This window comes from Alkalimarinus coralli (genome assembly GCF_023650515.1).
In the GTDB taxonomy this organism is placed as follows: Bacteria; Pseudomonadota; Gammaproteobacteria; order Pseudomonadales; family Oleiphilaceae; genus Alkalimarinus; species Alkalimarinus coralli.
The window spans coordinates 2,962,392-2,983,798 of record NZ_CP096016.1; the positions used below are offsets into that span (position 1 = coordinate 2,962,392).

17 protein-coding genes are annotated in these 21,407 nt (G+C 46.0%); 11 read left to right on the forward strand and 6 right to left on the reverse strand.

What is annotated here, in order from left to right:
* The first annotated feature begins 227 nt into the window (after nucleotides 1-227).
* The 9 genes from MY523_RS13290 to MY523_RS13330 all read left to right on the forward strand — a co-directional run bounded on the left by MY523_RS13290 (nucleotide 228) and on the right by MY523_RS13330 (nucleotide 14,754).
* Nucleotides 228-1,136 carry a WYL domain-containing protein gene (locus MY523_RS13290; protein WP_250655179.1) on the forward strand — a complete coding sequence of 303 codons (909 nt, stop codon included), beginning with the start codon at nucleotides 228-230 and terminating at the stop codon, nucleotides 1,134-1,136.
* Nucleotides 1,136-4,699 carry a DUF8742 domain-containing protein gene (locus tag MY523_RS13295; protein ID WP_250655180.1) on the forward strand — a complete coding sequence of 1,188 codons (3,564 nt, stop codon included), beginning with the start codon at nucleotides 1,136-1,138 and terminating at the stop codon, nucleotides 4,697-4,699. Before MY523_RS13290 ends, MY523_RS13295 begins: the two co-directional genes overlap by 1 nt.
* Nucleotides 4,696-6,111, forward strand: coding sequence for an AAA family ATPase (locus MY523_RS13300; RefSeq protein ID WP_250655181.1), 1,416 nt, complete (start codon nucleotides 4,696-4,698; stop codon nucleotides 6,109-6,111). The genes MY523_RS13295 and MY523_RS13300 overlap by 4 nt, the downstream gene beginning before the upstream one ends.
* A 2-nt stretch (nucleotides 6,112-6,113) precedes the next feature.
* The gene (locus tag MY523_RS13305; RefSeq protein WP_250655182.1) at nucleotides 6,114-6,788 is read left to right on the forward strand and encodes a retron system putative HNH endonuclease; all 675 of its coding nucleotides are present in this window, start codon (nucleotides 6,114-6,116) and stop codon (nucleotides 6,786-6,788) included.
* Entirely contained in the window at nucleotides 6,788-6,985 is a 198-nt protein-coding gene (locus MY523_RS13310) for a hypothetical protein (RefSeq protein ID WP_250655183.1), read from the forward strand. The genes MY523_RS13305 and MY523_RS13310 overlap by 1 nt, the downstream gene beginning before the upstream one ends.
* A gap of 9 nt (nucleotides 6,986-6,994) precedes the next feature.
* Nucleotides 6,995-9,916: a DUF1156 domain-containing protein gene (locus tag MY523_RS13315; protein WP_250655184.1), complete on the forward strand. Its 2,922-nt coding sequence runs from the start codon at nucleotides 6,995-6,997 to the stop codon at nucleotides 9,914-9,916.
* Nucleotides 9,917-9,931: 15 nt separating this feature from the next.
* The gene (locus tag MY523_RS13320; protein WP_250655185.1) at nucleotides 9,932-12,769 is read left to right on the forward strand and encodes an ATP-binding protein; all 2,838 of its coding nucleotides are present in this window, start codon (nucleotides 9,932-9,934) and stop codon (nucleotides 12,767-12,769) included.
* A 62-nt stretch (nucleotides 12,770-12,831) separates the two neighbouring features.
* Nucleotides 12,832-13,836 carry a nucleotidyltransferase gene (locus tag MY523_RS13325; protein ID WP_250655186.1) on the forward strand — a complete coding sequence of 335 codons (1,005 nt, stop codon included), beginning with the start codon at nucleotides 12,832-12,834 and terminating at the stop codon, nucleotides 13,834-13,836.
* Nucleotides 13,837-13,842: 6 nt separating this feature from the next.
* Complete coding sequence (locus tag MY523_RS13330; RefSeq protein ID WP_250655187.1) at nucleotides 13,843-14,754, forward strand: S-4TM family putative pore-forming effector; 912 nt, start codon at nucleotides 13,843-13,845, stop codon at nucleotides 14,752-14,754.
* On the opposite strand, the gene MY523_RS13335 is transcribed toward MY523_RS13330, so the two are convergent.
* The 4 genes from MY523_RS13335 to MY523_RS13350 are packed head-to-tail and all read right to left on the reverse strand — an operon-like array spanning nucleotide 14,742 to nucleotide 16,313.
* Complete coding sequence (locus MY523_RS13335) at nucleotides 14,742-15,044, reverse strand: hypothetical protein (RefSeq protein WP_250655188.1); 303 nt, start codon at nucleotides 15,042-15,044, stop codon at nucleotides 14,742-14,744. The genes MY523_RS13330 and MY523_RS13335 overlap by 13 nt on opposite strands.
* 58 nt (nucleotides 15,045-15,102) lie before the next feature.
* Nucleotides 15,103-15,537: a lysozyme gene (locus MY523_RS13340; RefSeq protein WP_250655189.1), complete on the reverse strand. Its 435-nt coding sequence runs from the start codon at nucleotides 15,535-15,537 to the stop codon at nucleotides 15,103-15,105.
* A 1-nt stretch (nucleotide 15,538) separates the two neighbouring features.
* The gene (locus MY523_RS13345; protein ID WP_250655190.1) at nucleotides 15,539-15,997 is read right to left on the reverse strand and encodes a hypothetical protein; all 459 of its coding nucleotides are present in this window, start codon (nucleotides 15,995-15,997) and stop codon (nucleotides 15,539-15,541) included.
* Between the two features lie 34 nt (nucleotides 15,998-16,031).
* The gene (locus tag MY523_RS13350) at nucleotides 16,032-16,313 is read right to left on the reverse strand and encodes a DUF6127 family protein (protein WP_250655191.1); all 282 of its coding nucleotides are present in this window, start codon (nucleotides 16,311-16,313) and stop codon (nucleotides 16,032-16,034) included.
* A gap of 276 nt (nucleotides 16,314-16,589) precedes the next feature.
* On the opposite strand from MY523_RS13350, the gene MY523_RS13355 reads away from it, so the two are divergent.
* Both MY523_RS13355 and MY523_RS13360 read left to right on the forward strand, forming a co-directional pair.
* On the forward strand, nucleotides 16,590-17,840 hold the full coding sequence (locus tag MY523_RS13355) for a recombinase family protein (protein WP_250655192.1): 1,251 nt from the start codon (nucleotides 16,590-16,592) through the stop codon (nucleotides 17,838-17,840).
* Complete coding sequence (locus MY523_RS13360; RefSeq protein ID WP_250655193.1) at nucleotides 17,837-18,283, forward strand: LacI family transcriptional regulator; 447 nt, start codon at nucleotides 17,837-17,839, stop codon at nucleotides 18,281-18,283. The genes MY523_RS13355 and MY523_RS13360 overlap by 4 nt, the downstream gene beginning before the upstream one ends.
* Before the next feature lie 132 nt (nucleotides 18,284-18,415).
* Here MY523_RS13360 and MY523_RS13365 read toward each other — a convergent pair whose 3' ends face one another.
* Both MY523_RS13365 and MY523_RS13370 read right to left on the reverse strand, forming a co-directional pair.
* Nucleotides 18,416-19,861 (reverse strand): sigma-54-dependent transcriptional regulator, encoded by a 1,446-nt coding sequence (locus tag MY523_RS13365; protein WP_250655194.1) that lies wholly within the window; start codon nucleotides 19,859-19,861, stop codon nucleotides 18,416-18,418.
* A 2-nt stretch (nucleotides 19,862-19,863) separates the two neighbouring features.
* The gene (locus tag MY523_RS13370) at nucleotides 19,864-21,396 is read right to left on the reverse strand and encodes a phospholipase D-like domain-containing protein (RefSeq protein WP_250655195.1); all 1,533 of its coding nucleotides are present in this window, start codon (nucleotides 21,394-21,396) and stop codon (nucleotides 19,864-19,866) included.
* Nucleotides 21,397-21,407: the final 11 nt, after the last annotated feature.

Consider the following 21,407-nt stretch of genomic DNA (forward strand, 5'->3'; position numbering starts at 1 on the left):
CTATCAGTATTATGATCCATGATAAATTTGAGCAGCACTTTATACGTCAAGTGAGATCACTATTGTAAATGGCGGTAGTTTGACGTAAATGCCCAAGACTCAGATAAACAAGAGTAATGATGGCCAGCCTTATCCCTTCCGAAGAGTAGGATAAAGCGCAGACCATCAGCGGATAAATAGGTAGCAATTGTTTTGACCACTTTTGATAAGACAAAGGTCCTCAACCCTTGATTGAAAACAAAGCACTAGAAGACATCAGCCAAGCGCAGCAAGAAAGGCTATTCCATATAGATTTCAAGCTACGCTTTTTAGGCGCAGTCAACAGAAATGACCTGGTCAGCCGGTTTGGCATTAAAGCCGCCGCCGCGACTCGGGATATTTCTCTATACAAAGAACTGGCACCTAAAAACCTTGTCTACGACACAAAAGCTAAGACCTATATAGAAGCCAATCAATTCAAGCCCCTGTTTGACTATCAAGGGAGCCAAGCATTATCTGCATTGTGCTACGGGCTAGGTGACGATCATGTATCAGGCAGCACGTCTTTGGTCACTGCAGAGTCGCCAACTCAACTCAATTTTCCAAACCTAGATGTGTTGGCTGAGATCACCAAAGCCATTCACCAGAAAAAGGCGCTTAAGATAGACTACCGGTCCCTCTCCAGTGGTTTAAGCCAACGAGAAATCGTGCCTTTTGCTCTGGTGGATAACGGCCTTCGCTGGCATGTAAGAGCCTTCGACCGAAAAAGAGAAAGATTCACCGACTTTGTCATTAACCGCATAGCAAAACCGAAACTGCTCAATACAGAAATTACAAAGCCTGAAACGAAAGAAGGCGATATTCAGTGGAACCGTATTGTTGAAATGCACATTGTTCCGCACCCTAACTTGAAACACCCAGAAACCATTGAGACCGAGTATGGAATGGCAAATGGAATGCTCAAGATACAAGTGCGAGCTGCAGTTGCTGGCTACGTACTAAGACACTGGAATATCGATTGCTCTGAACGACACATCCTCACAGGCCCTGAAAATCATCTCTGGCTGCAAAACAGGCAGACCTTATACGGTGTTGAAAACCTGGTTATTGCCCCTGGCTATCAAGACGAAACTATCACGGACGATATGGAGCGCTAATGCTAAAACTCGAAGACATTAAAAAAGATGCGCAGGTGCGCGGCATCCAAGCTGAAGAAATTGTCCGCGTCGTGCAGGTTGAACCGGTTGGTGATGCCGCAATTACGGTTTACTACAAAGACAGCCAAGGCAAACTGGGCGAGCAAATGCTTTTCCGCTCAGACGAGGCACGCCTTGAACTGGCTACTGTTGGTAGACCATGGGCATTTGATGCGCCGGGTGCCGAGTTTAAATTGGGCTTAGAAGCTTACCGTATCAGCCAAGCTGCCCTGTTTGACCCAATGATGGCGGTACACACCTCAAACGTTGAGCCACTGCCTCACCAGATCTCTGCGGTATACGAAGCCATGCTACCAAAGCAGCCTTTGCGTTTTGTCTTGGCCGATGACCCCGGTGCCGGTAAAACCATTATGGCTGGGCTGTTAATTCGTGAGCTCATTATGCGCGGTGATGCCAAGCGTATTTTGATCGTTTCTCCCGGCTCTCTCACCGAGCAGTGGCAGGATGAGTTACTCGAAAAGTTCGGTGTTACCTTCGATATTTTTAGTCGAGAGAAGCAAGAGCAATGCGCTTCTGGCAACTACTTTGATGAATCCGACCAACTCATTTGCCGTTTAGATCAGTTATCGCGCAACGAAGAGTTCCAGGAAAAACTCAAAAACACCGAGTGGGACATCATCATAGTGGATGAGGCCCACAAACTGTCGGCCAGTTACTTCGGCACCAAAATCAATAAAACCAAGCGTTTTCAACTGGGTGAGCTCCTTGGCTCCATCACGCGCCACTTCTTGCTGATGACTGCAACACCACACAACGGTAAGGAAGAAGACTTTCAGATTTGGCTATCCCTGTTAGATGGCGATCGCTTTTACGGTAAGTTCCGCGAAGGTGCCCATAAAGTTGATGTGTCAGACATGATGCGTCGTATGGTGAAAGAAGAGCTACTCAAGTTTGATGGTACGCCACTGTTCCCAGAGCGCCGCGCTTATACAGCCAATTACGAGCTTTCGCCGATGGAGGCATCGCTTTACGAACAAGTGACCACCTACGTGCGTGAAGAGATGAACCGCGCCGATAACCTCGACAGCAAAAAGAAGAACAACGTTGGCTTCGCACTAACCATGCTGCAACGCAGGCTGGCTTCCAGCCCAGAAGCCATCTACCAGTCATTGAAACGTCGCCGCAAGCGCTTAGAAGATCGCCTAGAAGAAACCAAACTCATGGCGCGTGGTCAGGCTGTTCAAAAAGATGGCCAGTCTGGTGCTGGAGTAGCCGAAACATTGGGCGAATACACTGTTAAAAAGAAAATCGATATACCGGATAACTTTGACGAACTCGATGAAGACTTAAGCGCAGAAGAATACGAAATTCTCTCCGAGCAAGTGGTCGATCAGGCATCGGCAGCAGAAACCATTCCGGAACTTGAGGCCGAAATACTCAGTTTAAAAGATCTAGAGCATCAGGCGCTTACTGTTGTGCAATCCGGCAACGACAAAAAGTGGGAAGAACTTTCTTACCTGTTGCAAGACAAGCCAGAAATGTTCACCGCCAGTGGTGCTCGTCGCAAGCTTCTGATATTTACCGAACATAAAGACACCCTGAACTACTTGGTGAAGCGCATCGGTGACATGCTCGGCAACGAAAACGCGGTGCGTACTATTTATGGTGGCACCAACCGGGATGAACGCCGCAAAGTACAGGAAGAGTTCCGTAACGATCCAGAAGTGGTTGTATTAGTTGCCACCGATGCCGCAGGCGAAGGTGTGAACCTGCAAAACGCCAACCTCATGGTGAACTACGACCTGCCTTGGAACCCAAATCGCCTGGAACAGCGCTTTGGTCGTATTCACCGTATTGGTCAAACCGACGTCTGTCACCTCTGGAATATCGTTGCCGCCGAAACCCGTGAAGGTGAAGTATTCAAAAAGCTCTTCGACAAGATTGAGATCGAAAAAGAAGCACTGGGCGGCAAAGTCTTCGATGTGCTCGGTGAAGCCTTCGACAACGTATCGCTAAAAGACCTATTAGTTGATGCCATTCGCTATGGCGAAGCCCCAGAAACCAAGGCCAAAATGAACGAAGTGATCGATGGTGCGCTCGATGCTGAGCACTTGAAAGAAATCCTGCGTCGTAACGCTTTGGTCGAGCAGCACATGGGGCTAGAAGAGCTCTATGCTGTTAAAGAAGAAATGGAAAAGGCAGAAGCCCGTAAACTACAACCTTACTTCATTCGTGCCTTTTTTACCGAAGCATTCCAAACCTTGGGCGGTGAAATGCGCAACCGTGAATCGGGCCGCTTTGAGGTGCGCCATGTGCCTGCCGCCATTCGTGAGCGCGACCGCATCATCGGCGAAACGCGAACCCCAGTATTGCGAAAATATGAACGTATCTGCTTCGAAAAGCAGCATGTTCGGCAGCAAGGCAAGCCGATGGCCGACCTGATTCACCCATCGCACCCATTAATGCATGCCTCAACCGATTTGGTGCTAGAGGCCCATCGCCCCAAGCTCAAGCAAGGTACTGTGTTGGTAGACCCAAATGATGATGGTTTAGAACCAAAAGTACTCTTCATGGTGGACCATACGGTAAGAGAAGGCGGCAACTCCACAGATATCGCATCGCGTAGATTGCAGTTTGTAGAGATCGACGAAAAAGGCAATGCCATCAATGCAGGCTGGGCACCTCACCTCGATTTGCAACCGATCGATGACTACGACTTAAAACTGGTTGGCGGTGTTCTTAATGCCCCCTGGTTGAATGGAGAGCACAACAACCTTGAAGCATTAGCTTTAAACCACGCGTCACAGCAACTGGTGCCCGAACACTATGGCGAAGTGAAAGGTCGCCGTGAACGCCAGGCAGATAAAACCCTTGCGGCAGTGAATGAGCGCCTAGTGAAAGAGATTAACTACTGGTCTGACCGCTACATCAAACTGCAAGACGATGTGAACGCAGGCAAACAACCCCGCATGCAGCCTGAAATGGCACGTCGCCGCGTGGATGAACTCACCGCTCGGTTAGAGCAGCGTAAAACAGAACTAGAAGCACTGAAAAACGTCGTCTCCAGTACGCCAGTGGTAATGGGCGGCGCCCTAGTCATTCCGCAAGGCTTGTTGGCTCATCGCAAAGGCGAAACCCAATTTAGTGTCGATGCCGAAGCCCGCTCTCGCGTGGAGCGCATCGCCATGCATGCCGTAATGAATATCGAGCGCAGTTTTGGCTTTGAAGTAAAAGACGTTGGTGCAGAAAAATGCGGTTGGGATGTTACCTCACGCCCACCTGCCAATGCCGATGGATCAATCCGGCCAGATCGTCACATAGAAGTGAAAGGCCGCGCCAAAGGTAAAAGCACCATTACTGTTAGCCGTAATGAAATCATCTACGGCTTAAACCAGGCAGACAAATTTATGCTCGCCATAGTCATTGTCGACGGAGAAGAATTTGAAGGGCCGTATTACGTAAAAACGCCGTTCACCGCCGAGCCAGACTTTGGTGTAGCCAGTATTAATTATGATCTCAGTGACCTGCTGTCGAAAGCAGTATCACCGGAGCAAACGACATGAAACTGACAGAAATTACTATCGAAAATTACCGGTGTTTTGAAAGACTTAATATTTCATTTCACCCAGAAGTCACTGTGTTAATTGCACCCAATGGTGCAGGTAAAACAACCATTATTGATGCGGCACGCATTGCTATGTGGCCACTCGTAAAAGCCTTTGACTTGGGAAGCCAAACGGGGAAATCAGCAACCATACAAATTGAGGACGTACGTTTAACGCGTCGTGATCAAAACAACATGGAGGCAGTCATACCTTCTATTGTGGATGCTCAGGGAATTTGGCCAGGAGAGTCTGAAGAGAAGCATTGGATCCAGACACGAGAAAAACTTAAGTCAGGCACCAATACTCTGCAAGATGAACATGCTAAAGCGTTAACCAAACTTGGTAAGAAGCTTCAGAACCAAGTTCGCGACGAAAAAAACCTTACAGCAATAGATTTGCCTCTCATTGTTTATTTGGGGACGGGTAGGCTTTGGTATCAAGGACGTTATACGTCTACAGTAGCCGACAAAAAATTAGATAAAAGCATGCAATCTCGCCTTTGGGGCTATCAGAACTGCTTAACTACTGCATCGAGCTACAAACAATTCGAAGATTGGTATGGCTGGGTTTACAAAAGCTATCGTGAACTTCAAATACAACAATTGGAAGGCTCCGATTATTTTGACTTTCAACTCTTAGAGCAATTTAAATCTGCCATTCAAGTCGTCAAGCAATCTGTAAATGCACTTACTCAAAAAGCAACAGGATGGCACGACATTGAATATAGCGTTAGCCAGCGCCAGCAACTGGTTATGAACCACCCTGTACATGGTGCCTTACCACTGAGTATGCTAAGTGATGGTTTGCGCAATATGGTTGTCATGGTGTCAGACATAGCCTTTCGCTGTATCAAACTAAACCCACACTTCGGTGAACAAGCGGCTCTAAAAACCGAAGGTGTGGTCATGATAGATGAAGTGGATATGTTTCTTCATCCAACTTGGCAACAAACCGTGATTGGCTCATTGCGAGAAGCATTTCCAAAAATTCAGTTTATTGTGACTACCCACAGCCCTCAAGTATTGTCTACGGTACCTGCTGAATGTATCCGTGTTTTAAGACACGAACCTGATCCCAACACAGGGGAAACAATATCAACTGCCGAACGAAAAGATGAGCAAACTATTGGCATCCCGAGCAGCGATATTCTGATCGATTACCAAGAAGTGAACCCAATTCCTCCTGTAGAGGAAGCACAATGGGTTGCTGATTACACCGCATTAATCGAGCAAGGCCAACATGAAAGCGATCAAGGAAAGGCACTACGAACAAAACTCATCGATATATATGGGGAATCCCATCGCGTTTTGTTGGATGCAGATAAACTCATTCGCTTCCAGTCCTTCAAGCAAAAGAACAATAAGGGTTAGCGATGCATAAGTTAGATCGAGACAACACAGAAGCGCCTCAGTGTTTAAGTGAATATGATCACAATACACAGACTTGGGATAATTTCGGTGGCGAATGTAAAAAGCAACTTCGTGCGGCACTTGTGCAAATGCAAGGTGTGCCAGGCGTAACAACGGCGGAAGCATCTGAATATGGAGTGCGTTGTGCCTATTGCGAAGATGCTATTCACCATGCAGGACACATTGAACATTTTCGCCGAAAAAATCCAAGCCACTTTCCAGAATTAACATTCGAATGGAGCAACCTGTTTTTAGCTTGTGGCTCAAACGACCACTGTGGCCATTACAAAGATCGCTCCAGAGCTGAAGCCTATAACCCAGATAACCTTATCAAGCCCGACATAGAAGACCCCGATGGTTATCTATATTTTCATTCTTCCGGCGAAGTCAGGGCACGCGCCGGTATAGGTGCAAACGATGTTCGCAAAGCCACCGAAACCATTCGAGTGTTTGGTTTAGACAATCGAGTGCTGAAAGGTAATAGAGCCAGAGCAGTACAGCCCTATAAAAAAATGCTGGAAGAAATAGCCGATTGGGATTCTGAGTTAATAGCTGAGTATATCCAAGAAGAAATTGAAAGCACCCAGTGGCAAGCATTTTCCACAACGATCAAACACTTCTTGGCAGGAGCCTGTTAATGAACGCTGCTGTATTTCGCTTAAACCAAGCAGACAAATTTATGCTCGCCATAGTCATGGTCGACGGAGAAGAGTTTGAAGGGCCGTACTACGTTAAAACGCCGTTCACCGCCGAACCAGACTTTGGTGTAGCCAGTATTAATTATGATCTCAGTGACCTGCTCTCAAAAGCAGTTGCGCCTGAGCAAACCGTTTAAGGCAGATAAATGAGTAACATTAAAATTCCAAAGAAATTGATTGAAGTGGCATTGCCTCTCGACGACATCAATGCTGCTTGTGCTCATGAAAAGCAACCAGGGATTGGCGCACACCCGAGAGGCCTTCACTTGTGGTGGGCAAGACGCCCTTTACCTGCTGCTAGAGCTGTTATTTTTGCGCAAATGGTAAATGATCCTTCTGAAACTGTTTCTGGCGATAAACGCCTTCGTGAAACTCAACTAAAAATGCAAAATGAACGAGAAAGACTGTTTGATATTATTCGTGAATTGGTGAAGTGGGAAAACACCAATAATGAAGAGGTATTGAATAAAGCGCGTGAAGCTATTAAAGAAAGCTGGCGCTTTACCTGTGAGCTAAACAAAAAGCATCCGCAAGCTAATGAGCTTTTTAATCCGGAAAAACTACCTGCTTTCCATGACCCCTTTGCTGGTGGAGGTGCAATACCGCTTGAAGGACAGCGTTTAGGTTTAGAAAGTTTCGCTAGTGACTTAAATCCTGTTGCGGTCATGATCAATAAGGCGATGATTGAAATACCTCCAAAGTTTTCAGGTCAAGCACCGATTGGCCCAACGAACCCAGAAGACAAACAATCAGACCTAATAAATGATTGGTCAGGAGCCAGAGGACTAGCGGAGGACGTGCGCAGATATGGCCATTGGGTAAATCAAGAAGCGACCAAACGAATAGGTCACCTCTATCCAAAAATAAAAATAACAGCCGATATGGTGAATGAACGCCCTGACCTAAAAGCATACGAAGGGAAAGAGTTAACTGTTTTAACATGGTTATGGGCAAGGACAGTTAAGAGTCCAAATCCTGCTTTTAGCAGTGTAGATGTACCTTTAGTTTCGACATTTGTACTTTCAAGCAAAAAAGGTAAAGAAGCTTATGTAGAACCACGCATCGATGGTACAAATTATGAGTTTAAAGTTATTAAAGGGAAACCAACCTCTGAAGCAAAACAAGGAACAAAAGTAGGTCGAGGCGGAAACTTTCGATGCCTAATTTCTGATACTCCAATTCCAGTTAAAGACATAAGGGCGCAAGGACAAAAGGGTACCTTTAAGCAACGACTAATGGCCATCGTTGCTGAAGGCAAGCAAGGTCGAGTCTATCTATCTCCAACCCAAGAGATGGAAGAAATCGCTAACTCAGCCACTCCAGATTGGAAGCCAAACACGGAAATTAATCATAATCCGCGAGATATACGAACACAGCTATATGGGCTGAATGTCTATGGCGACCTATTTACCTCGAGACAACTTTTCGCACTCACGACATTTTCAGATTTAGTGCAAGTTGCTCGCGAAAAGGCAATTGAAGATGCCATAGCTAGTGGTATGGAAAATGATGACCTAGGCATCGATCAAGGTGGAACAGGGGCAAAAGCCTACGGAGATGCGATTGCGGTCTATTTAGCGTTTGCCGTTGATCGTTTGGCTGACTACAACAGTAGTATCGCGACTTGGAAAGCTTCGGGCGAGCAAGTTATGCAGACGTATAAAAGACAAGCCCTACCAATGACTTGGGATTTTCCAGAATCAAATATCCTTGGCGAGAAATCTATCTGCTGGCTAAAGGCAATTAAATACACTTCTGACAACCTGAATGCGTGTACCAAACTTAATTCTTTGATTGCGGGTTCTGTAGCACAAGCAGATGCTGCTACTCAGTCAATATCTACTGGAAAAGTTATTTCAACAGACCCGCCATACTACGACAACATAGGTTATGCGGATCTATCAGATTATTTTTATGTTTGGATGCGCCGATCTCTAAAATCAATATATCCAAACCTGTTTTCAACCATGGCTGTGCCTAAGAGCGAAGAGTTAGTAGCAACACCTTACCGCCACGGAAGTAAAGAAAGTGCAGAATCTTTCTTTTTGGATGGAATGACTCGAGCCATTCATAGCATGGCAGAAAAAGGAAATCCTGCTTTTCCTGTAACCATTTACTATGCATTCAAACAATCAGAAACCAAGGAAGGCAGCACATCCAGTACTGGTTGGGAAACATTCCTCGAGTCGATTATCAGTGCAGGTTTTTCAATTGATGGAACGTGGCCAATGAGAACAGAATTAGCCAATAGGATGATTGCATCAGGCACAAACGCTCTAGCATCCTCTGTCGTTTTGGTGTGTAAAAAACGAGGTGAACAAGCAGAGTCTATTTCACGCCGACAATTCCAACGTGAACTCCGTGAAGAAATGCCCGAAGCCCTTGAAGCGATGATCGGCGGCAGTACTGGTGCATCACCTATCGCCCCAGTAGATTTAGCACAAGCCGCTATCGGCCCTGGCATGGCCATTTTCTCGAAGTATGAGGCGGTTCTGAATCAAGACGGTAGCAAAATGAGTGTGCACGATGCGCTTATTTTAATTAACCGCGCCATCACCGATTACCTCAACCCAGACAGCGGTAACTTCGACAACGACACTTTATTCTGCGACGACTGGTTTAGCCAGTACGGTTGGGGTCAAGGACAGTTTGGAGAAGCTGACACTCTCGCTCGCGCTAAAGGCACATCGGTAGATGGTGTGCGTGATGCCGGAGTGATTGAATCCGGCGGCGGTAAAGTCCGCCTGTTGAAGTGGAGCGAGTACCCCACTGATTGGGACCCAAAAACTGATACCCGCACCCCGATATGGGAAGCCTGCCACCAGATGATCCGCGTACTGAACCAGCAAGGCGAAGCCGAAGCAGGCAGCCTGCTTGCTCGTATGCCTGAGCGAGGCGAGCACATTCGCCAGCTGGCCTACCACCTATACACACTATGCGAACGCAAAAAGTGGGCAGAAGAAGCCCGCGCCTATAACGAATTAATTGGTTCCTGGCATGCCATTGTCGCCGCTTCGCACGAAGTAGGCCATCGCGGTACCCAGTCTGAACTTGGCTTAGATTTTTAAGAGGGAGAAAAAAGAATGAGTTTAAAACCATGGCGTGAAATTGCCCGCCCTCACAAAGATGTACTAGAAGGCACTTTCAAGCAATCTGAATTTGCGGCTGATATTTCGCAAGTCGCTTCAGGGACTGCGACAGTCGAATATCAAGATGCGGAAAAGTTCTTCTCCCGTACCTTTATTACTGAAGGCATGCGCTTATTGTTAATGTCGGTTGCGCAGCGCTTAGCAGGCCAAGGTGGTGACCCGGTCATTCAACTGCAAACCGCATTTGGTGGTGGTAAAACCCATACCATGTTAGCGGTTTTACATTTGGCCTCTCGCCAAGTCAGTACCGATAAGCTTGAAGGTATTCCACCGCTATTGGATGAAGCGGGCATCCATGACTTACCCAGTGCAAAAGTAGCAGTCATAGATGGCATTAAGCTTTCTCCAAGCCAACCACAACAGCATGACAATATTGCGGCGAACACGCTGTGGGGTGAATTAGCTTGGCAGCTACTCGGCGATGAAGGTTACGCCATGGTTGCCCAGAGCGATGCCGATGGTACATCACCGGGTAAAGAAGTGGTGCGGCAGCTGGTTGAGAAAGCAGCGCCTTGTGTCATCCTCATTGACGAGCTCGTGGCCTTTGTTCGCCAATTAGAAGTGGGCAAACAATTTAAAGCCGGTACTTTCGACAGCAACATTTCATTTATTCAGGCGCTCACCGAAGCCATGAAAGCGGTCCCCAACGCGATTCTATTGGCCTCGTTACCGGAGTCTGAATTAGAAGTGGGTGGCACCATGGGCCAACGTGCTCTGGAATCGCTGGAAAAATACTTTGCACGTGTTGAATCGGTTTGGAAACCTGTCGCCAGCACTGAAGCCTTTGAAATTGTACGCCGCCGTTTGTTTGAATCGGCTGGAGAACGTGCCGAAGTAGAAGGGATTAGCCGACAGTTCTCTGATTTCTATCGCACCAATAGTGACAAGTTCCCGCTGGAAACACAGTCGAATGTGTATTTTGAGCGACTTTGCCAGTCTTACCCCATTCACCCAGAAGTATTCGACCGCTTATATGAAGACTGGTCGACCTTGGATAAATTCCAGCGCACACGTGGCGTGTTGCAGTACATGGCAATTGTGATTCACCGCCTTTGGAATTCAGATAACAAAGACGCGTTGATTATGCCGGGCTCCATTGCCTTGGACGACAGCAATGTACGCAATAAGAGCATTCACTACTTACCTCAAGGTTGGGAGCCGGTACTGGAAAAAGAAGTGGATGGCCCACGTTCAGAGCCCGCTAATATTGATGGCCACGATACCCGTTTTGGTAGCGTACAGGCTGCCCGCCGCGCAATGCGCACCATCTTTTTAGGCAGTGCCCCTTCGAATGCGGAACAAGGTGTTAAAGGCTTAAACCAGGAACACATTTTATTAGGCTGTGCCCAGCCTGGGCAAACCATCGGTGTGTTTGAAGATGTGCTTAAGCGCTTACGAGATCGTTTGCATTATTTATATTCAGAGCAAGATCGTTACTACCTGGACACACGGCCAAACCTACGCCGTGAAATGGAAAGCCGAAAGCAAAATATTAATGAACCCCAAGAGCTGCACCCATTATTGAAAGAGCGTGTAGGAAGGGTATTTGGTAGAAACCATTGTTTTGGCGGGATTCATGTTTTCACCCCTTCGGTAGACGTACCTGACGACTATGCGCCAGGCCCACGCTTAGTAGTGCTGCCACCAAATGCTGCATACAGCCGTGGTGATGCCAGACAAGCCTATGAAGCCGCTGAGGAGATACTGCGCAATCGCGGCGACCAACCAAGGCAAAAGCAAAACCGATTGATTTTCTTTGCTGCCGATTATGATGTGGTTAGCCGTTTAAAAGATGCGGGTAGAACTTATCTTGCGTGGAAGAGCATCGTGTCTGATGTGGCTGATGGGAAATTGGACCTAACGGTATCACTGTCTAAACAGGCTAAGCGCAACGCAGATACTGCCGAGCAAAGCTTACATCAAATCGTGCGTGAAACTTATAAGTGGATAATCTGCCCGGTTGAAGAATTTTCTAAAGGTAAGCCTCAGCTTGTATGGGAGTCTGTATCAGTATCTCCGGCGGCACAAAACTTAATTTCTGAAATAGAAAATAAGCTAAAGGAAGAAGAGTGGCTGATTTCTGAATGGAGCCCTATTCATCTGCGTAACACACTTCAACAGTGGTATCTGAAAGATGGCGTAACCGAGGTAGGCGCGTTAAAGGTTTGGCAAGACAGCTGCCACTACTTATACCTGCCTCGCCTTGTAAATGACCACGTTTTCAAAAATGCGATTACTTCGGGCTTAGACAGCGAAGATTATTTTGGCTTTGCTTCGGGTAAAGATGGTGACCGTTATCTAGGTTTCGTATTTGGCCGTGGCTCTATGTCTATATTGGATGACTCTTCATTGTTAATCGAGCGTGAAGCAGCGGCTGATTATCGTGAGCGAACAAAACCAGCACCACAGCCTGAGCCCACACCACCAACTGGGGGGCAACCAACACCTACTCCGACTGGTGGAACAGGCCCGACTGGAGGGTCACAGCCTCAACCAACACCTGGCGGCACGACGCCTACACCAGTTCAAACGGCAGCTAAGAGACAGTTCTACGGCAATATAGAACTCGACCCAGTGAAAGCAAAAATGGACTTCGCCACCATTGTTGATGAGGTGGTGCAGCAATTCACCGCGAAGTTAGGCGTGGAAGTGTCGATCTCTGTCGAGATTCAAGCTCGCTCAAAGGATGGGTTTGATGAAGCGCTTCAACGCACCATCAAAGAGAACTGTAATGTGCTGCGGTTCAGCAGTTCGGAGTTTGAAGAGGAATAGGAATTGATCCTTTGTCATCACGCAAATTGGCTGATTAAAATAAACAATGCAAGGATGCAATCGTGGCCACAACGGTAATAGAAGCTTTTAACAAATTTCTGGCCGATCAGGTGAATTTGTGTGATGACGAAACCAAGATAGCCAGAGCTAGCCGTGATTGGCTGGTTGGGCAAATCTGTAATTTTCCATCAAAGGTCGATCACTTTCCTCAAGTGTATACGGAGAAAAATATTTTCTTTGGTTCATTTGCTCGAAGTACAAAGAAGAGACCCCTTGATGACATTGACATCATGATTTGTCTAAACGCTCAAGGCTCAACTTATTTCGAAGGACTATTAGGTGGCATTTCAATATCTGTTCCTGAACAATCAACACAGCTTCGGCGTCTATGTAACGATGGAACAGATACTCTCAACTCAATCAAGGTTGTAAATAAAATCGTCTCTGCCCTGAATAATGTTCCTCAATATGCAAGTGCAGACACTAAACGAAATCAAGAGGCCGCTATATTGTCTCTGACAAGTTATGACTGGAGCTATGACATTGTTCCCTGTTTTTTCACTTCGCCAGACACATATGGAAATTCATTCTATTTAATTCCTGACGGAAGCGGGTCATGGAAAAAGACCAACCCGATACTCGATCAAAATCGGACGCAAGCAATAAATGCAAACCATAATGGCAACGTACTTAACGTGATCCGGATAATGAAATACTGGAACAAACGGCCAACGATGCCATCAATGAGTTCCTATCTTCTTGAGGTAATGATCTTAAATTATTATTCGACGAGATCTGATGCTGCAAGTGAATTTGTAGACTTGGAGCTTCCTAAGATATTCGAATATGTCTGGCTAAACGTGACTAACGATGTGTCAGACCCGAAAGGTATTCAAGGCAATATCAATTCCCTAACGCAAGACGAACGAAGCAAAATATCCACCCGAGCATGGGCTGATAAAAACAAAGCTATTGAAGCACGACAATTTGAGTCCGACAAGGATCACCGCAGCTCTATTAAAAAATGGGGTGATATCTTTGGCAGCAACTTCCCGGATTATGGATAACCAAAGATGAACAGGATTAATGAATTTCAGTCACAAGACTCGAATGTGAAGATCGCAGCAGCGTTCAGACGCGCCTACAAAATGGCTAAGATATGGAAGACATGGATATGGATCCCAACCATACTACTCTCTGTACTCCAGCTAATCGTCGCTATCAATATTCAAAAAATCATTTCTTTTCCAACTGTAAATCTTGCAGCTTACGTTACCGCCACCACTCTTTTGATGATAATGGCCAGCACTATTGGAAAACACACAAAAATCAATAAATACGTCGGTTTAGGTAGCAGTCTACAACGCCTCCACGATTTCAATGTTTTAGGGATAGGAATAAAACCAAGCCCAATTGAAACGCCGCAATCTCAAATAAATAGACTATCCAAAAAGTGGCTCGACAAAAACAGTCAAGACAAATCTAACCTATCTGAATGGTGGCCAGCTAGGGTTTCCGAGCTAGGAAGGGAAAAAGGCATAGCACTCTGCCTACTTTCAACATTTCGCTGGGAAACAGAGATTAGAAAAAAATATGGCGTTGTTTTAGCAATGATATTTATTGCCACTACAGCTCTGAGTTTATTTCTGATGTATACATTAAACTACAGAATTGAAGATTACATTGTTCGAATACTCGTGCCGATTTCACCTTTCCTAGGTTTATTGATCGATGAATGGTTGTGCAATCGAACCAGCATAGATACTGCTTCAAAGTGTTCTGACCAGTGCTTTCAGCTATGGCAGAGTAATGGCGTTGATATTAGTAGTGAATTAGACCAACTTAGCTACTTATGGAACGGCTACAGGGCTAACTCAAACCCTATATTCGAGTGGTTATACTGGACGACACAAAAAGTTACGAACGAAGATATGATAATCGATGCCAATGCTCTTGTAGATGATGCTTTAGTTCAGAGCCAATGATTCGGTATTTCAATTTCAAAAGAGTTGGCTGCATAGCGAAGCATATTTAGTATTTCTTTATGCTTGGCTTCATCGTAAGGCTGGCCCGCTTGTTTTTTATCTACAATATCTTTCAGTTGAGGAAGATTGAACATACCAAGCTTATAAAAATTACCCCAGGTGGGTTGCCCGAATAAATTGTAAATAGTTTCGGTAGCATCACGCTCGCTAGCCAAGCGCTTTTCTCCGGTGATTTTTTGAGCCGCTGCCTCGGCTTCATCCCTGTCTTCATAGGTGTTTAGCAGTTTCATTAATATGCGCCTGTCAAAATGAATCTTACAAAAACCAGATATTAACATTTCCTGTAGTTTAGCTATAGACATACAGATTTGATTCAGCACCGCGACGCCTAATCAATCCGTTCAACTTCCGCCCACCAGCCCACACCCAGCGCATCATTTGCGCTGGCACCTCGGTATGAGCTCGGCGATTCACCTTTCTCCGAAGGGTTGAACGCTGAAAAGCCCCGGCCCCCAGATTGAAGGTAAATGAAACCAACGCATCAAACTGGCCATCTGTTAATGGGACGTTCACCAAACGCAGGACCGCTCGCTCAGCTGTCTCAACGTCCTTGCGCAATAGTTCTTCGGCTTCAGTCTCACTGATCTCATTAAAAGATTCGCCCGAACGGACCAAGTGCCCATAGCCGATGGTTGGGTAACCGGCTGGGCAGATATAAACCGTTGAGCTAAAGCCCTCGAAACGCTTGATTAAGTCGATGCCATCTTGAGTAATGTGGCGCATATTACTGCCCCCTGGCTTTTGCCAAAGCTCGCTGTCCAAACCAAAAGCTCATCACGGCGGCAAACAGGGCTTGTGTTTCTGCGTCCCAGATTTGCGGCAAAGCCGCAACAAACTCCACACCTTGATCGACCATTAGCACATACAGCGCACTGACTTTTACAGTGGTAAACAGCAGGAAGAAAGCGTAAGTGATTACCGGGCGCACTGAGGCTCTAAGCCCATCCACCCACTTTACTCCAGAAGGCTGGCTGTCGTATTTCAGTAAGGCGAGGCTTTCGTTAATATCCGCATTGACAGTAATTTCTTCAAGCCTCTGGTTATGGCCGAGGCGCATCTGCTCCATTTGTCGATCGAGAATCTGTAGCTCGTGTTTTCTGTCTTGTTTGTCTTGCCAGATTTTAAGCAAGTCTGGAAAGGCACTGGAAATAAAGCCAAGCAGGCTACCTAACAATGTGAGCATGTTATTGTCCTCCGTTATTTATTTTGAAATGCGCTCAAGGCTGCTTCAATTTGATAGCGACCCCCAGAATGAAAGCCGCAAGAATGCCTGTAGTGGCGACTTTGATTACCGTTTGCCATGCGGTGCGTCTGGCATCACGCCAAGCATCAAGTAAGTCTCGAAGCTCTCGTATATCTCGAGCGGCATGACCGTTTTCTAAACCCAGGTGTGCCAATACACGTTCCGCCCCTCGCTCGGCAGCGTTATTTAAAAGGCTCTCAAATTCGTCTTTTGGCATGACGACCATGCCGCTCTCTTTTTCTTTGGCAGGCGCCATTTATGCTCTCCTAAAACACGGTCGCTCTATGCCATCCATGGCATCGCGACATACCGTATGTCCTATACATAAAAACCGCCTCAGGGGCGGTTTCAACAATCAAGAATATTCAATCAGTTATTGGGGACTTCAGCCTGCGATACTTCTGACTTAAACGATCGAGTGATGCACCAAGGGGGGTGTTTTCACGCGATAGCGCTCGCGCAGAGACACCAGCCTGTCTGGCTACCGAAGCGTTCATGGTGAACCAGAGAACACCAGCACTTCGGAGGCAAAATGAGCTCAGATATCATATTCGAACCATCTACTTCGGCCGTTGCGCAGATACCTGTCGAGGATGACTACGACGATCCCGCATACTCCGGTGGAAATATGGATCGCCCGGCAATGAAACGTCTACTTAAGGACATTCAGGATGACAAAATCGATGTAGTTGTTGTTTACAAAATTGACCGACTGACACGAAGCCTAACCGACTTCTCCAAAATGATTGAGGTATTTGAACGCCATAACACATCATTCGTTTCAGTCACCCAGCAATTTAACACCACTAACTCAATGGGCAGGCTGATGCTGAATATTCTGCTGTCTTTCGCCCAATTTGAAAGAGAGGTCACCGGCGAAAGGATCCGCGATAAGATCACCGCCAGTAAGAAGAAAGGTTTATGGATGGGAGGAATTCCTCCTCTTGGTTACGATGTAAAGGACCGCTGCCTTGTGATAAACCCCAAGGAAGCTAAGTTGGTGCAACAAGTCTTCCTACGCTTTACTGAAATCGGCTCAACAACGCTGCTGTATAAGGAGCTGAGACTGGAAGGTGCCACCAGTAAATCCTGGACTACTCAGGATGGTCGGTTTCGGCCCGGAAAACCAATTGATAGAGGCCTTATCTACAAGCTACTTCATAACCGCACCTACCTCGGAGAGCTTAGGCACAAGGACCAGTGGTACGAAGGCAAGCACGACGCAATCATTAATCAAAAACTTTGGGATGACGTTCACTCAATACTATCGATCAATGGGCACAAACGCGGCAACTACACCCGCGCAAAGATCCCATTTCTTCTCAAGGGGATGGTCTTCGCAGAAGATGGTCGAGCGCTTACAACATGGAGCTCAACCAAAAAGAAAAGTGGCAGGCGATACCGCTATTACATTAGCACCCGCGATACCAAAGAATATTCTGGCGCCTCAGGCTTACCGAGAATACCCGCCGCTGAATTGGAGTCGGCCGTAGTCGAGCAAATCAGAGGTATTCTCAAAGCACCGCCCATTACTCAGCAGGTAGCATCGATTGCCAATCAGCAGGACCACGAAATTGATGAAGCTCAGGTCACTGTCGCACTCAATAAAATCGATAATGTCTGGGAGCAACTATTCCCCGACGAACAATCGCGGATTATTAAACTGTTGATCGAGAAGATCATTGTTAAACCCGACAATATTGATATCAGGCTTTGGGAAAATGGTGTTGAGCGCCTCGCGCTAGAGATTACAGAATCGGCTAAGCAGGAGGTTGTCGCATGAGCAAGGGGAGCGGATTTAAAATTGAAATGAGCCAATCTGGCGATCCAAGCGTCTTCGAAGCCAGTAATGGCAAACTCAGCATATCGGTCCCCATCAGTCTAAAACGCAGAAGTGGACGACAACTGATTACTCTACCAGATGGTTCCTCCCATGAGCCCAGGCCATGGGATACTGATCCAACGCCACTGCAACTTACATTGGCCAGAGGTCATTGCTGGCTTGCTATGCTGGAAACCGGCCAAGTTAAATCACTTAGGGAAATTGCCGAGAAAGAAGGTATCGACAACAGCTACGTCAGCCGAATGGTTAACCTGACAACTCTTGCACCCGATATCGTAGAAGCCATTTTGGATGATCAATTGCCGCCAACCTTGACCTTGTTTGATTTGGCGGTAGATCCGCCTAGGCTTTGGGCAGATCAACGTACAAGACTCACAGTTTAAAATCACAGCGATAGTTAAACCCTAGGTTTAACTATCGTGACAATTTCAAACCTACAGCTAAGTATTTTAAATACCTATCATTTTGAGATGCTTGCGGATTTTCCATTTTTCCAAGCCTAGCAAAGTTAGTATTCAATTGTCTCTCATATACTTTTGCAGAGTTTTTTGATCCACCTTCAATGCTTCTGCGGCTTTAACCCATGTCCCGAATTGCTTTTTGGCAGCTGTGGCAAATTCCTTATGAAACGCTTTCGTTAACTCATCCTTAGTTGTCTTGGATAAATCACCAAATGCAAACCTTGTGTCAGGACTATCCCCTTGGATAGCAGGCTCGCCCAAAGAAGCTAATGAGCTAGAGATTGCCGACTCTGTAGTTTGGGAGCTCAAAAACGCACAAGACATATATGCCAGCTTTTTGAGGTCACGTAAGTTACCTGGTAAATATGCCGAGTTAAAAAACTGGATTAAATCATTTGATACTGGAGCTTCCGCAGGCAGATTGGGGTTGACATTAACTTCCTGCCAGATTCTTTGCCAATCGGACAATATATCTTCTCTGCATGCCCGAAGTGGAGGTATTGTTATTGTGAGCATGGATACACGATCAAAGAAATCAGCATCGAGTATCGCTGCCAATTGCTCAAGAGATTTATTACTCGCGCAAACTAGCTCAAAGTCAGATGCTTCCTCGGTGTCACTTCCAACAGGGCGAAAGCTGTGATGATTATCTTGAAGCACTCGAACCAGCTTTCGCTGAACCGAAGTTGGTAAATCTTGTATCTCATCCAAGAACAATACTTTTCCATTTGCTTCTTTCAAAAGCCCATTGCGATCCTTTTCCGCCCCAGTGAACGCACCTTTTACGTGGCCAAACAACATACTATCAACCACTTGAGAGTCTAACCCTCCACATGCAAGCGTAACTACCTGCTTTTGCTTCACCTTACCGACAACGGTTTCAATTAACCTCGTTTTCCCTGTACCACGTTCACCCAATACAAGTAACGGTGCTTTGGGGACGCAAGAAAACTGCTTTAACGTTTGTAATGCATCCTGCCTTGCTTTTGATTTAGGATCTAAATCGTAAAGGGCGTAACCGGCCTCTGAACTCGAAATAGCAGAGATCTCTGCCAGATACGTGTTAACACTGAAGTCAACTTTGGCAATGCTGGTTCTTTTGGTATCGGGGTTATATTGAGATGACCAGAGGATTGTTTCGCGTGGAAAACGCCCCCGAGCATGAAGAATCAACCAAACCGCATGCATCGCCGGAGTTCCCGGCGATACATTTATATGAAGATGCTGTTCAAGCTTTAGCTCTGGAATAATCTCAGATTCTATTGCGTGATAAATTTCGTTGTGATCAGCTGGGTTCTCGATAGCTACAGTTCGAAAGGTAATCTGTATATCGCCAAATTCATGCTCTTTGTACAGTCTGTTATCCTCAGCTGACTGAGTAAGCACAATTACTTTGCCAACATAAACTTTACGATTCTTAAGCCGCTTTAACGCCTCATCTAATACCTCAACCCCAGCTCTTTTTGAGTGCCAACAAAGCAGCGTGTTTTTGATATCCAAAGTTACGCCTCCAATACAATTCGGGCGTTTGGCAATTCACTTTGCTTCAGCCTTTTTGCCATGGAAAGTTCAGACTCTTTACGAACTGTAATCGCTAACTGCTTTTTTGTCAGTCGAACAACCTTGGGCTCATAACTTTTTCTAGTCGAGCCTGTATTCTGCTTTTTAGAGGTTTCATCCTTAGCTGTTGAAGGTCTAAAATACTCTGAACTTGTATTGGTGATAACAGGCGGTTCTATACGCCATTTATACTCAATCTTGTGCGAGGTTTTTTCCCGCCAGTTTGCATTGGGTATTTTTGGGTGCTTATCCATATCAGACAAACAATCTGCTTTTATGGGAGATAACTCAACAATGTCTACTTCGCTGACTGAGTACCTCTTGAATATATTATTTTCCCAAGCTTCAAAACCACCGGAAATCATCCCTAGACTCATATCTATGTTCAATTGATTGTGGCTATTAGTTAAAAACACATCGAAGCAATTCATCAGCTCTTTTACCTGACTAACAGTGAGCTTTACGCCTAACTCAAAGCCTTGATCCATACCATGCGCTTGAAAATTGGCCGACATCACCATGCCATGCATTCCATCTACTACAATCGCTTTGGCATGTAGCCATTTAAAACACATCACTGATGCACCAGCTTGTTTCATAGCCAACAACGCTGGCATGGCTGCGGGTCTTTGGCGGGATAGAACTGTGACTTTTACCCCCGATTTCGCACGCTTACATATTGCTTTTACAAGCTGATGGTCTTCTTGCCACCCAAAACTCGATATGATGAGTTCTTTATCCGCTTTATTGATCAACGCTAATGCGTGTTCCCTAATTCGAGCATCTTCACTAGATGTGACCAGTATTTCAGTTAATTCTCTTGGGTATCCGACATTTCCCGGAGACTTGTATGCTGAGAATTCACCACGGCTTGTCATATGGTGCTGCGCACTCTCGAAGATTGCCCAACGGAACACATTCAAGATCTCAGCTATTTGATGGCGTGAAAGCGAGACCCCCAGCTCTTCATTTCGTTTAAGTGCCTCTTCTGTAAGGTTTGCCGTTAAAAGCAACCCTTTCGCAATACCATCTTCATGTAATGCGTCTATGACAACAGCTTTTGCATGGAAATGCGGCGCAGATGCAAAGTGAACATGCCCAGACAATTTGTTTAACATTTCCTTATGCTGCACAAGGCACTTCTTACCAAAGTCATCATCAGGCACATCGCCATCAAGACGAGTCTCACATGCCAATAGTATGTACACACGAACCTTGCGCTTTGCTGCTTTTAAGACCGCTGATTCGACATTTTCATCGGCAAGCAAAAACGTACTAAGAATAACCGAATGTTTAGCACTATCGATTAATTCGACAACTCTTGATTGCAGCTTATCGCAAAACAAAGAGCTATTAATCTGCTGCGGATCAGATACCTGTTTTGGTGGAACAGGCAAAAGCACAGGGGGCAACTTGGTATTTGATTGATCAACAATCTTAGTTTCTGTTTTAGTAAACTTTTCAATTAGATTCATCACTATTATTC

Bases quoted from the DNA above. Each gene is read 5' to 3' on its own strand.
- MY523_RS13305 (WP_250655182.1), top strand. From the start codon at position 6,114: ATGCATAAGTTAGATCGAGACAACACAGAAGCGCCTCAGTGTTTAAGT.
- MY523_RS13335 (WP_250655188.1), bottom strand. From the start codon at position 15,044: ATGAAACTGCTAAACACCTATGAAGACAGGGATGAAGCCGAGGCAGCG.
- MY523_RS13360 (WP_250655193.1), top strand. From the start codon at position 17,837: ATGAGCAAGGGGAGCGGATTTAAAATTGAAATGAGCCAATCTGGCGAT.
- MY523_RS13330 (WP_250655187.1), top strand. From the start codon at position 13,843: ATGAACAGGATTAATGAATTTCAGTCACAAGACTCGAATGTGAAGATC.
- MY523_RS13315 (WP_250655184.1), top strand. From the start codon at position 6,995: ATGAGTAACATTAAAATTCCAAAGAAATTGATTGAAGTGGCATTGCCT.
- MY523_RS13370 (WP_250655195.1), bottom strand. From the start codon at position 21,396: ATGAATCTAATTGAAAAGTTTACTAAAACAGAAACTAAGATTGTTGAT.
- MY523_RS13320 (WP_250655185.1), top strand. From the start codon at position 9,932: ATGAGTTTAAAACCATGGCGTGAAATTGCCCGCCCTCACAAAGATGTA.
- MY523_RS13310 (WP_250655183.1), top strand. From the start codon at position 6,788: ATGAACGCTGCTGTATTTCGCTTAAACCAAGCAGACAAATTTATGCTC.
- MY523_RS13295 (WP_250655180.1), top strand. From the start codon at position 1,136: ATGCTAAAACTCGAAGACATTAAAAAAGATGCGCAGGTGCGCGGCATC.
- MY523_RS13355 (WP_250655192.1), top strand. From the start codon at position 16,590: ATGAGCTCAGATATCATATTCGAACCATCTACTTCGGCCGTTGCGCAG.
- MY523_RS13345 (WP_250655190.1), bottom strand. From the start codon at position 15,997: ATGCTCACATTGTTAGGTAGCCTGCTTGGCTTTATTTCCAGTGCCTTT.
- MY523_RS13350 (WP_250655191.1), bottom strand. From the start codon at position 16,313: ATGGCGCCTGCCAAAGAAAAAGAGAGCGGCATGGTCGTCATGCCAAAA.
- MY523_RS13300 (WP_250655181.1), top strand. From the start codon at position 4,696: ATGAAACTGACAGAAATTACTATCGAAAATTACCGGTGTTTTGAAAGA.
- MY523_RS13340 (WP_250655189.1), bottom strand. From the start codon at position 15,537: ATGCGCCACATTACTCAAGATGGCATCGACTTAATCAAGCGTTTCGAG.